Consider the following 12,690-nt stretch of genomic DNA (forward strand, 5'->3'; position numbering starts at 1 on the left):
AAACCCGGCCTTTGAAATATAAGGCTGGGCTTTATTATTTGAGATAAGTTGCAACTTTGTTGCTAAAAATATAAATTAAAAGCAATATTATCCATAAAGATGGATGACAGAAAAACTATCAGGAATACATGATGAAGGTTGACTATTATGAAATTCTTGGCGTGACTCGTGAATGCGATGATAAAAAGTTGAAATCTGCTTTTCGTAAGTTGGCAATGCAATATCATCCTGATCGAAACGCGGGGGATAAAGAGGCAGAGCGAAAATTCAAAGAAATTGGCGAAGCCTATGAAGTTCTTAAAGACCCCCAGAAGCGTGCTGCTTATGACCGGTTTGGCCATGCGGCCTTTGAAAATAGTGGTGGTCAAGGGGGAGCAAATCCCTTTAGCGGTTTTGCTGCTGGTGGTGGATTTGCGGATATTTTCGAAGACTTTTTTGGTGAGATTATGGGAGGGACACACCGTAAGCGTGGTGATAGTCGCGAACGTGGTGCAGATTTGAGTTATAATATGGAAGTGACTTTAGAAGAGGCATTTTCAGGAAAAACTGCAGAAATTAATATTCCCAGTTCCGTCACGTGTGATGTTTGTGAAGGATCAGGGGCGAGAAAAGGCTCTAAGCCGCAAGTTTGTGGAACATGTCATGGCTCTGGTCGTGTGCGTGCAGCACAAGGTTTCTTTTCTATTGAGCGAACATGTCCTTCATGTCATGGACGTGGTGAAACTATTACGGATCCATGCCCCAAGTGTCAGGGAACACGGCGTATAGAGAAAAAACGTTCATTGAGCGTAAATGTTCCAGCTGGTATTGAAGATGGAACGCGTATTCGCCTTTCTGGTGAGGGTGATGCTGGTCTTCGTGGTGGTCCCAATGGTGATCTTTATATTTTCCTTTCCATTAAACCGCATGAGTTTTTTCAGCGAGAAGGAGCAGATCTTCACTGTCGCGTTCCTATTTCAATGGTAACAGCTGCTTTAGGAGGAGAGTTTGAAGTTTCTGACCTTGATGGTGTTAAAGCACGCGTTAAGATTCCAGAAGGGACACAAAATGGATGTCAATTCCGCCTTAAAGGCAAAGGTATGCCCATGTTGCGCCGTCAGCAAGCAAGGGGTGATCTTTACATCCATATCACGATTGAGACACCGCAGAAATTAACGCAAGAACAACGTGAATTGTTGCAAAAATTTGAAAAGCTCTCAAATCATGAGAATTCACCGCAATCACATGGTTTTTTTTCACGTATGAAAGAATTTTTTGAAAATCTTTCTGGTTAAAATATGTGAATATTCTCAAAATAATTAGAGAGAACTGTGGGAAAGTTATTTTCATTAAGCTTTCTATTGTCTCATAATCTTTAAAAAGAAAAGAGAGAGACAGCTAATTTAGGATAAACTCCTGTTGCTGATAGTTTTTATATTTCATGTGTTTTATGGATAAGTCTTATTTTTGAATGTCTATGACATTTTAAAAAGGGCTTATCCATATAAGAACGCAATTGAGTGATTGATAATAAATATTGCTAGTGTCATGATAAACGCCTTTATGCATTCAGTATTTTTTGTATTTATTTTTTTACTCAAAATTTCTTTTTAAAGGCCCTATAACAAAACTGTAAAATAGGTAGAAGCTTGCCAAGAAACGCTAAATAAGCTGTTAGGCAAACCATCTTATTTCAAATAAAGTATCAACTTCTTATAACCGATTTTATTTTTGGCATTTTTCATAGTTTTAATCACTGCTTCCTTTAAAATAAGGGTTATTTTATTCGGAATAGCTTTTACATGCCCATCTCAGCTTTTAGCAGTAATCATGTCTTTTTAAATGCGGATTTAGTTTTGTATTTCTGATGTCAAAAATACTTCTTTCAGATAAAAAAAACGCTATAATCAGATTTATTTTGTTCCAAAGAAATTATGAAATAGGATAATGCATGTTGAATACTAAAGAAGACATAACAAAATATGTCTTGAGATGCTTGATGCATCTCTCTTTTGGAGAAACAGATTTCATGGGATTCACCTAGTTGAATTTATTGGCATGATAAAAATTTGGTGGTGAGAAAGGGGGAGGTACTTTAGAAAAGAAAAAATAAATACAATAAAAATAGCACAATATGCTTAGAAAATAGCACGATATATTATTGAAATTGATGAGTGATATTTCATAAAATAATACAATTAAAACAATACATTAATAGAATTAAAAAATTCTAAAAAACATTGAATAATTCAAGTATGTATCGCTATGCAGAAAGAAAAAATTATTGACAGATCATGAAAATGAGAAATTTTATCAAATCTTACGAAGAGAGTAATCTAAACAATTAAATGCTTTTACAAAGATGCTTCTGAAGAGCTATCGCAATAAAATCACAATATATGATAATTTTGCAAAGCCTTTTTTCGATTTTACGATATAAAAAGATAAATTATTATGATTCTTCATAAGGAGCGTTCAGTTGATATTTTTTCATGTTTAATGATTGAAAAAAGTCAAATTTTTAAAACCAAAGTTATAGTTTATTGAGATAAACTATAAAGTGGTTGAGCGATTTCTTAGCTTGGTAATATGTTAATTTTATTATTATAAGAAACTTTATTTTTATCTTACAAAATCAATGGTTGTATATATTCTTATTCATTGTTAAGTATCCATAGGGATAAACTAATGAGTTAAATATACAGCGTAGCTTAAAAAATTTGCTTTTCAATTTTATATATAAGATCATAAAATAATGACGTTTTTTTACGCCTATTTTGTTTAATTTTTTGCTGTCAATTTTTAAAGGACGTTTTTTGTGTTTCATCTTCGTAAATTAAAAGAAAATTGACGATTTTCAGGGGGATGGATAGAGTAAAGCTTGGTTTTATTGTTTTCACTTTTCCTAAATTTCATTAAGAGATGGTAAAAAGTGATGAGGAGGGCTCTATTGATGGATGATGCTAAAAACGATGATGTAGATGTTTTGGAAAAACAAGCAGCATTTTTATCGTCTGCTTTACCTTATATGCAAAAATATGAAAATGAAACGGTCGTGGTAAAATATGGCGGCCATGCTATGGGTGATCCTGCTTTGGGACGAGCATTTGCGCGTGATATTGCTCTATTAAAGCAATCGGGGATTAATCCTGTTGTTGTTCATGGTGGTGGGCCTCAAATTGCTAAAATTTTAATGAAAATGGGGATTGAATCACGATTTGAAAACGGATTACGGGTAACCGATGAGCGGATCGTTGAAGTGGTTGAAATGGTTTTAGCGGGTTCCATAAATAAAGAAATTGTTGCTCTCATCAATGCTGAGGGTGAATGGGCAATAGGATTATGCGGCAAGGATGGCAATATGGTTTTTGCCGAAAAGGCTTATAAAACTGTTATTGATCCTGATTCGCATATTGAACGTGTTTTAGATTTGGGGTTTGTTGGTGAGCCTGTTGAAGTTGACCGCACATTGCTAGATCTTTTAGCATGTTCTGAAATGATACCGGTTCTTGCTCCTGTAGCTCCAGGACGCGATGGTAAAACTTATAATATTAATGCTGATATTTTTGCTGGAGCTATTGCTGGTGCATTAGAGGCTAAACGCCTTTTATTTCTCACTGATGTTCCTGGTGTTTTGGATAAACAGGGTAAACTTTTAAAAGAATTGACAGTTTCTGAAGCTGAGAAATTTATTAAAAATGGGACAATTTCAGGAGGGATGATTCCAAAAGTAGAGACTTGTATAAAAGCCCTTCAAAATGGCGTGGAAGGTGTTGTCATTTTAAATGGTAAAACTCCTCATTCTGTTTTACTAGAGCTGTTTACCGAACAGGGAGTTGGAACGCTTATTGTTTCATAAATTGTGAGGAAAATTGGAAGAGAAAGTTTTTCATGGTGAGTCTAAAACAGTTTAAATATCCTTTATTAAGTAAGCCAGAATTGGCAATATTTACTGCGACAATATTGTGGGGCATTACATTTTTAGTCATTCACATTGCGGTACGCTATAGCGGTCCTCTGTTTTTTGTTGGATTTCGTTTTATTGTTGCATCTCTTATATGTGGGGTAGTTTTTTGGCGCTCTATAAAAGGGATAACTGTTTATGAAGTTTTCGCTGGGATGGCGATTGGTTTAGCCATGTTTTTGGGTTATGCTTTTCAAGCAGCTGGACTTCAAACGATTATTAGTAGTCAGTCGGCTTTTATCACAGCGCTTTATGTACCTATGGTTCCAATTTTGCAATGGATTGCTTTTAAAAAACCTCCCCGTTTAGCTTGTTGGATTGGCATTATTTTCGCTTTTATTGGGCTTGTATTTATTTCAGGACAAAAGCCGGGAAATTTTGATTTTTCAAAAGGCGAAATTTTAACTTTGTTAGGCGCTTTAGCGATTGCAGCAGAAGTTATACTCATCGGAATTTTTGCGAACAAGGTTGATAGTCGGCGTGTGACCATTATTCAGTTATTTTTTAGTGGTTTTTTTTCATTTGCTTGTATGCCTTTGATGGGAGAAAGCATTCCTGAATTTTCGTGGGTTTGGTTTAATATTGGTATAGGATTGGCATTAATGAGTGCCATCATTCAATTAGCTATGAATTGGGCACAAAAGTCTATTTCCCCTACGCGTGCGACACTCATTTACGCAGGTGAACCGGTATGGGCTGGTATTGTTGGGCGTTTGGCTGGAGAACATTTATCTCCCTTAGCTTTATTGGGCGGTTTGCTTATTCTGATTGGAATCATTGTGGCTGAATTACAACCTTCACAATGGCGTAAAAAAAATAAAGCAATTAAAAAAATTGATTAGCTATACATTTTTTTATTGTGATTTTATTGCATGAGCTTTTTGCTTATAGAGTTTTCATTTTTGGAGCTTTTTTAATATTCAGATGATTAAGAAGTTCTATAAGTTATTCCAGCTTTTGCATACCAAATTGGAGAAATAGTATGCTTCTATCTGTTTGTCTGATTTCTGAACCGAGCAGACAACCTTCATTGAGCCAAAGCATGAGGTGATATAAAGGTAAAAATTAACGCTCATCTTTAAATTCGGCTTTAACAACTTTCAAAAACATCTACGGTAATGTTTTTGAATAATGAAAATTACGCACTGTCGCACGTTATTTCTTTTGTCCTTTAATAGAGTTACGCTTCTCACGCAAAATAGAACGCCCAAAGTATCCCCATAACGTTGTACATTAAAGCGTTTTTTTAAAGATAATTTTCTCAATATACATTATATTCATTGACGGTTTGCATGAAGTATAGAAAAATCACAGAGCATCATCATTTTACTTAAAATAAAAGGCACGAGCATTTTCTTTATCTGTTCTCAATATTACGATAGCTTTTGGCATTTGAAAGAGAGAGGTATTTTTACTCATTTCTTAAACGTTTTTATCCATACACTAGCTCTGTTTTATAATGGGGGAGCAAAAAATTTATTGATTCATTATGAGAAGATTTAAAATGAGAGAAGCTCGCGATATTCAGAGCTTTAATTTAAATTGCAAAACAATAAACGATCATTATAAATCAATGCGTTATCCAATGAATCGAAGAGGATTGGTGTGTTTTATATTGAATGGAGGAAGGAAGGAGTTGTATAAAAAGTATATAAAACATCACTCAATAGAGCATATTTCTAAAGTTTTAAAAATTGAGAAGAAACTCTCTCGATATTCATGTTATTTTATATAAGATTGCTAAAAAAGCAGATTATTGCGTACAAATAAAAAAGCATTTCTTACGAATTTTATTGCAATCCTAAGTGATATATACGCCTATCATATAAATATGATAATACATTGATTTATAATGATAATATAGCATTATTTACATTGAATTAGAACCTTGAATACTGTAAAACTTTCTCACGTCAAATCATTTTCATGTTAAATCAATCCAAATCACTTGCTTACACGTCACAAGTGAATGAGTGGGGGGCATGTGGGTAAAGACTGTGCAAGAAAAGTATATCTCTGATAAACTTTTTCAAGTGTAAAGGATCGTCGCAATATTGGAGATTAGCAAAGTATGTGATGGTACTGGCTTATTACAGCATATGAGTCATCAAACAAGATGTGAAAAGATCATTTTAGGACCTTTTGTATTTAATTTCGCAAACAAAAGCCTTATTGTTTAGGCTATGAGAAGTTGTGTTTTGAGAAGCTTTTTTGGTTTATATTCTTTTGTAAGGAGCTAGAGCATAATTGGTCTTTGCGTTTTGTATTATTCTTTGCTAAATCGCCTTATATGACAGTAGATCGTAATTATATTCGTAATTTTTCCATCGTGGCGCATATTGATCACGGCAAATCCACTTTAGCTGATCGTTTGATTCAAATAACAGGTGGGCTTGATACACGTGAGATGAAAGAACAAGTACTCGATTCCATGGATATTGAGCGTGAACGTGGAATTACTATTAAAGCACAAACGGTACGTTTACGCTATAAAGCCAAGAATGGTGAGACCTATATTTTAAATCTTATGGATACACCTGGTCATGTGGATTTTGCTTATGAGGTTTCGCGTTCACTGGCAGCTTGTGAAGGCTCTCTTTTGGTGGTGGATGCAAGCCAGGGTGTAGAGGCGCAGACGTTAGCAAATGTTTATCAAGCCATTGATAATTCCCATGAGTTGGTTGTTGTTCTCAATAAGGTTGATCTTCCAGCAGCAGAACCTGAGCGAGTTAAAGAACAAATTGAAGATGTGATAGGCATTGATACATCTCAAGCAGTAGAAATATCAGCAAAAACAGGTTTGGGTGTTCCTGATGTTTTGGAGGCAATTGTTGCACAATTACCACCTCCACGTACAGGCGATGTTGCAAATCCCTTGAAAGCAATGCTGGTTGATAGCTGGTATGATGCATATCTTGGTGTCATTGTTTTGGTACGGGTGATAGATGGTATTTTAAAAAAAGGCCAAACCATTCGTATGATGGGTACAGGTGCAAAATATCCAGTTGAGCGCGTTGGGGTTTTTACACCTAAAATGGTACAGGTTGATGAGTTAGGACCAGGCGAGATTGGTTTTATCACTGCTTCTATCAAAGAGGTAGCAGATACACGGGTTGGGGATACGATTACTGAAGAGCGCCGTCCTTGTGAAAATGCTTTACCTGGTTTTAAGCCTGCGCAACCGGTTGTTTTTTGTGGGTTTTTTCCAATTGATGCTGCTGATTTTGATGATTTGCGTGCAGCCATGGGCAAATTACGCTTAAATGATGCGAGTTTTTCTTTTGAAATGGAAACATCTGCGGCTTTGGGGTTTGGTTTTCGCTGTGGCTTTTTAGGACTTCTGCATCTTGAAATTATTCAAGAGCGATTAGAGCGTGAGTTTAATTTGGATTTAATTGCGACAGCACCTTCAGTTGTTTATCGCATGAATATGAATGATGGTTCTGTTAAAGAGTTACATAATCCAGCGGATATGCCTGATGTGGTTAAAATTTCTTCCATAGAAGAACCATGGATTCGGGCGACAATCATGACTCCTGATAATTATCTTGGGTCAATTTTAGAGCTATGCCAAGAGCGGCGCGGGGTACAGGTTGGGTTATCCTATGTTGGAACCCGTGCTATGGTAACGTATGATTTACCACTGAATGAAGTTGTTTTTGATTTTTATGATCGGCTAAAATCAATCTCCAAGGGTTATGCTTCTTTTGATTATCAAATGACAGATTATGCAGAAGGTGATTTAGTTAAAATGTCTATTTTGGTGAATGGAGAGCCTATTGATGCATTATCGATGCTTGTTCACCGCACGATTGCAGAAAAGCGCGGGCGTTCAATGTGCGAAAAACTGAAAGATCTTATTCCTCAGCATATGTTTCAGATTCCAGTTCAAGCGGCTATTGGTGGTAAAGTTATAGCGCGCGAAACGATTCGTGCTTTGCGTAAAGATGTAACAGCGAAATGTTACGGGGGTGATGTTACGCGTAAGCGCAAACTTTTGGAAAAGCAAAAAGAAGGCAAAAAGCGGATGCGCCAATTTGGAAAAGTAGAAATTCCACAATCGGCATTTATTCAAGCGCTCAAAATGAACAAATAATGAAAAAAGGAGTATTTTCCTTCATTGATTGTGTTTTGCTTTTGTCGGTTGGTTCCGTTGTTCAAGAGTGCTTTTTAATGGAAATTGCGCAATATTCACACTTTTGGGTATAGTGTTTTTCATTGTGTCATGTTGCTCACGTAAAACAGAATGCTTTAAACAAAATACGTTTGTGTTGCATATTTGTGCACTTGTTTCAAAGAAACATTTCTCAATACATCAAACTCCATTTCACAACGGGGACTGTAACAAAATATAATGTAAAATACACTGTGAATGATATAAAATCCATTTGGCATTACCGCCTTTACGCGTCAGAAAGGCGCAAAGCGCACCCATTATACTCTTTTTCAGCTCAAAATATTATGACAGTCCTTATCACTTGAGAGAATTCATTAAAGGTATTTACTCTATTTCTTAAAGTATTTTTTGCCCACACACCAACTGTGTTTGTAACGAGCAAGGAAATGATAGTGATTGATTCACTATGAAAGGATTTAAAATGAGAGAATCCTTGTATTCGAGGTTATTATTCAAGTTAAAAAACGAAGCAATATTATTATGCATTAATCTTGTGTCTAAGAACGTAAAAGATCATTAATAGATGTTTTTTCTCGTGTTTTTTGATCAACGCGTTTTACAATAACAGCACAATAAAGGTTTGGGCCTGCTTCACCATTTGGTAAAGGTTTTCCGGGGAGAGAACCTGGTACAACCACTGAATAGGCTGGTACTTCACCAATAAAAATTTCACCTGTTGTACGATCAATAATCTTTGTTGATTTTCCAATAAAGACTCCCATTCCCAAAACAGCACCTTCACGGATAATACAGCCTTCAACAATTTCAGAGCGCGCACCGATAAAGCAATGATCTTCAATGATGGTTGGATTTGCTTGCAATGGTTCTAAAACACCTCCAATACCAACACCGCCAGAAAGATGGACATGTTTACCAATTTGTGCACAAGAACCAACGGTGGTCCATGTATCAACCATTGTGCCCTCATCAATAAAAGCACCAAGATTGACAAAGGATGGCATCAATATAACGTTTGGTGCAATGTAAGCAGAATGGCGCACAATGGCTCCAGGAACGGAACGGAAATTAGCACTTTTAAAATCTGCTTCTTGCCAACCAGAGAATTTTGAAGGAACTTTATCCCACCAATGTGTTCCATTTACACCACCGGCAATAATTTGCATAGGGTTAAGCCGAAAAGAGAGCAAAACAGCTTTTTTCAACCATTGATGAACATGCCATTGTCCGTTTTTTTGTCGTTCTGCGACGCGAATTGCACCTTTATCGAGAAGATTCAATGCGTGTTCGACACTCTCACGAATTTCACCTTTTGTGGTAGTATCAATAGAATCACGATCATCAAATGCTTTTTCGATAATGATTTCAAGTTGTGTGAGATTGATCATGAACATAGTTCCGTTAAACAAGTTGAAAGCTTCAAGATTTATTCTCTATGACTTACGCGAAGAAATGTTTTCAGTCAATAAAACGATGAGGAAGTAGGACAGGTGCATGAAAAAAGGCTGTAAAGAAAAAAGAAAAAGGGAGCAAGAAAACTGGACACCACTTCTCCATGCGAAGGATACGCTACAACAAATCCATAAAGTCTCTAATTCAGTACAGGTGCGTTCGTCTACTTATCGTTTAGCCTATATCGATCAAGAGTTTATGATGCGTCCAGAGTTGCGCTCACAACGTATTAGTCTTGAATTTTTAAAGCCGGAAATAACCCTTAAAGAATATAATATTCAATCAACAGTTGTTTTGTTTGGTGGTGCGCGTATTCCTGAACCTGGGCAAGCAGCGTGGGCTGCAAAGAATGAAACACAAAAGAAAAATTTGCGTGCTATGTCATATTATTACGATGAAGCAAGAGAGTTTGCACGTTTGTGCTCACTCTATTCTGCTACGACACAATATCGTGAATTTGTAGTTATTACAGGGGGCGGACCAGGGATCATGGAGGCGGGAAATCGTGGTGCTTGTGATGTTGGTGCTCCAACAATTGGCTTGAATATTATTTTACCACATGAGCAAGAGCCTAATTCGTATGTTTCGCCGCATTTGTGTTTTAATTTTCACTATTTGGGGATACGAAAAATGCATTTTTTATTACGGGCGAAAGCATTAGCCATTTTTCCTGGAGGATTTGGGACTCTGGATGAACTGTTTGAAACGTTAACTTTAATACAGACGGAGCGTATGAAACAGGTACCAATTTTATTGTTTGGCAAAGAATTTTGGAGCAATGCTATCAACTTTGAGTATTTGTCTGCACAAGGTACGATCTCTCCCAGTGATGTTAATTTTATGAAATTTGTCAATACAGCAGCAGAAGCGTTTGAAGAAATTCGTTCTTTTTATAAGCTGCCTTAACAGTTTTGAGGCGTTAACTCTTGAAGGATAATTAATATTCCACTTTGGTTAAATAAAGTCCTGAAGGGGGGGCAACAACACCACAACGTTTACGATCTTTAGCGTGAAGAGCTGCTTCAAGATCTTGAGCTGTCCAACGTCCAATACCCACTTCCATGAGGCTTCCTGCAAATGAACGGATTTGATGATGAAGAAAAGAACGAGCTTGCGCATAAAGAAAAATTTCTTCACCTTCTCTTTGAATATCGAGACGTTCAAGGGTGCGAATAGGGCTTTGGGCTTGGCAATGTGCTGAACGGAAAGTGGTAAAATCATGTTGTCCGACAAGTTTTTGCGCAGCTTCATGCATGGCTTCAGCATTAAGAAGCTTTGGTATCCACCATACGCGTTTGGCATTTAGAGCTGGTGGAGAGCGGCGATTGAGAATTTTAAAAAGATAATGGCGCTTTACAGCGGAAAATCGTGCATCAAAGTCATCAGGGACATTTTGTACGTTTAAGATTGAAATCGCTTCTCCCTGTTTACGTAAAAGAGCATTGAGCGCGTCACGCACAGTATGGGGGGGCCAGTTTTTTATGAAATCAACATGGGCAACTTGTCCCGTAGCATGTACTCCTGCATCCGTTCGTCCTGCTGTTGTTATGGTTAATTGTTGTCCACTGAAGCAAAAAATCGCTTGTTCAAGAGCTCCTTGTATCGTGTGAAGTTCTGCTTGACGCTGCCAACCAGCATAATTTGAACCATCATATTCAAGAGTGAGTTTAAAACGTGGCATCTTAAAAAACAGCAGAAATATGAGCGCCTCGCAAAAATGTTGCGCACTCAAGAATTTTACCGCCAGATCTTTGTAGAGAGGTTATTTCTATCCGTCCTTGCCCACAATGGATAATCAAAGAATCTGGTTCTATCCGTCCAATTTCAAGAGAAGGACCTGTTGTTAAGCGACTTTCAAGAATTTTTACACGTTCTTCTCGTCCACCGATATTCATATTGCACCAGCAACTAGGAGAGGGAGAGAGCGCGCGAATATGCCTATGAATAAACTCTGCAGGTTTTGTCCAATCAATGCGGGTCTCTTCTTTTCTAATTTTGGCCGCATAGGTAATGCCTTCCTCTGATTGTGGGGTCAGTTTAAGTTGTCCTTTTTCAAGAGTTGATAAAGTCTCTACCATAAGTTCTGCGCCAATATGTGAAAGTCTGTTTGAAAGCTCAGCAGTGGTGGTGTTATCAGTAATGGGGATGGAGCGAGAAAGAGCGATAGGCCCCGTATCAAGTCCTTCATCCATTTTCATGATCATGATACCTGTTTCTTTATCACCAGCCATAATTGCTCGTTGAATAGGCGCAGCACCACGCCAACGTGGTAAGAGTGAAGCGTGGGCATTAAAACAACCAAAACGCGGTGCTTCGAGAATAGCTTTAGGTAAAAGGAGTCCATAAGCCACCACAATAGCAGCATCAACAGAAAGTGCTGCAAATTTCTCTTGTTGTTCGGCTGTTTTAAGTGTTTGAGGCGTAAAGATAGGAATAGATTTTTCTTCTGCTGCGGTGTGAACAGCTGAGGGGATTAATTTCAGCCCCCGACGTCCTGCTGGACGAGGAGGTTGACTATAAACAGCAACAACATCATGACCAGCATCCAATAAAGCATGCAAAATGGGAACAGAAAAATCTGGTGTTCCCATAAAACTTAACCGTAATGCCATTACAAAACTGCTTCCTGCATGTTTTTTTCTTTTGCGCGTTTTTTAAATTTCCGTATCACCATATCGCGTTTGATCTTTGAAATGTAATCAATAAAAAGGCGCCCATCTAAATGATCAATTTCATGCTGCAAGCAAGTCGCCAAGAGATCATCTGCTTCAATTTCTATCTGCTTTCCTTCACGATCTTGATAGCGAACACAAAGGCGTTTAGGACGTTCCACTTCTGCAAAATAGTCAGGAATAGAAAGACAACCCTCTTTGTAAATATTACGCTCATCTGAAAGCCATAAAATTTCAGGGTTGATAATAACAAGTGGTTTTTTCTGCTCATCTTCAGAATTTCCAGAGACATCTATAACCAACATACGTAGTGGTATACCAATTTGAATAGCCGCAAGACCAACGCCCTTAGCATTATACATGGTCTCCAACATATCATCCGCAAGTTTTTGGAGAGCTGCATCAACCCGCTCAACGGGTTTGGACACTTCCCGTAAAATCGGATCAGGTAAAGTAACTAAAGATCTCATTGGCATAAGTAGAGATTA

Annotated in this window: 9 protein-coding genes; 5 read left to right on the top strand and 4 right to left on the bottom strand. The window is 37.4% G+C overall.

Annotated features, from left to right (window positions below):
• The first annotated feature begins 131 nt into the window (after nt 1–131).
• The 4 genes from dnaJ (at nt 132) to lepA (ending at nt 8,039) form a co-directional block, all read left to right on the top strand.
• Entirely contained in the window at nt 132–1,274 is a 1,143-nt protein-coding gene (dnaJ, locus tag ACFIJJ_RS00785) for a molecular chaperone DnaJ (RefSeq protein WP_375622006.1), read from the top strand.
• A 1,658-nt stretch (nt 1,275–2,932) separates the two neighbouring features.
• Nucleotides 2,933–3,838 carry an acetylglutamate kinase gene (argB, locus tag ACFIJJ_RS00790; protein ID WP_375622005.1) on the top strand — a complete coding sequence of 302 codons (906 nt, stop codon included), beginning with the start codon at nt 2,933–2,935 and terminating at the stop codon, nt 3,836–3,838.
• 32 nt (nt 3,839–3,870) lie between these two features.
• Nucleotides 3,871–4,785, top strand: a complete 915-nt coding sequence (locus tag ACFIJJ_RS00795; RefSeq protein WP_375622004.1) for a DMT family transporter — start codon at nt 3,871–3,873, stop codon at nt 4,783–4,785.
• A gap of 1,448 nt (nt 4,786–6,233) precedes the next feature.
• Nucleotides 6,234–8,039: a translation elongation factor 4 gene (gene lepA, locus ACFIJJ_RS00800; RefSeq protein WP_375645662.1), complete on the top strand. Its 1,806-nt coding sequence runs from the start codon at nt 6,234–6,236 to the stop codon at nt 8,037–8,039.
• Nucleotides 8,040–8,617: 578 nt separating this feature from the next.
• On the opposite strand, the gene dapD is transcribed toward lepA, so the two are convergent.
• Nucleotides 8,618–9,466 (bottom strand): 2,3,4,5-tetrahydropyridine-2,6-dicarboxylate N-succinyltransferase, encoded by an 849-nt coding sequence (gene dapD, locus ACFIJJ_RS00805; RefSeq protein ID WP_375614320.1) that lies wholly within the window; start codon nt 9,464–9,466, stop codon nt 8,618–8,620.
• Between the two features lie 106 nt (nt 9,467–9,572).
• Between dapD and ACFIJJ_RS00810 the strand changes: the two genes are divergently transcribed.
• Nucleotides 9,573–10,436 carry an LOG family protein gene (locus tag ACFIJJ_RS00810; RefSeq protein ID WP_375622002.1) on the top strand — a complete coding sequence of 288 codons (864 nt, stop codon included), beginning with the start codon at nt 9,573–9,575 and terminating at the stop codon, nt 10,434–10,436.
• 31 nt (nt 10,437–10,467) lie between these two features.
• Here the strand turns inward: ACFIJJ_RS00810 and truA are convergent, their stop codons facing one another.
• Genes truA through def form a run of 3 tightly spaced genes read right to left on the bottom strand, consistent with a single transcriptional unit; the run spans nt 10,468 to nt 12,678 of the window.
• Nucleotides 10,468–11,211: a tRNA pseudouridine(38-40) synthase TruA gene (gene truA, locus ACFIJJ_RS00815; protein ID WP_375622001.1), complete on the bottom strand. Its 744-nt coding sequence runs from the start codon at nt 11,209–11,211 to the stop codon at nt 10,468–10,470.
• Between the two features lies 1 nt (nt 11,212).
• Nucleotides 11,213–12,142 carry a methionyl-tRNA formyltransferase gene (gene fmt / locus ACFIJJ_RS00820; protein ID WP_375622000.1) on the bottom strand — a complete coding sequence of 310 codons (930 nt, stop codon included), beginning with the start codon at nt 12,140–12,142 and terminating at the stop codon, nt 11,213–11,215.
• Nucleotides 12,142–12,678: a peptide deformylase gene (def, locus tag ACFIJJ_RS00825; RefSeq protein WP_375645664.1), complete on the bottom strand. Its 537-nt coding sequence runs from the start codon at nt 12,676–12,678 to the stop codon at nt 12,142–12,144. Before def ends, fmt begins: the two co-directional genes overlap by 1 nt.
• Nucleotides 12,679–12,690: the final 12 nt, after the last annotated feature.

This window comes from Bartonella sp. TT29SHDZB (genome assembly GCF_042193395.1).
Classification (GTDB): Bacteria; Pseudomonadota; Alphaproteobacteria; order Rhizobiales; family Rhizobiaceae; genus Bartonella.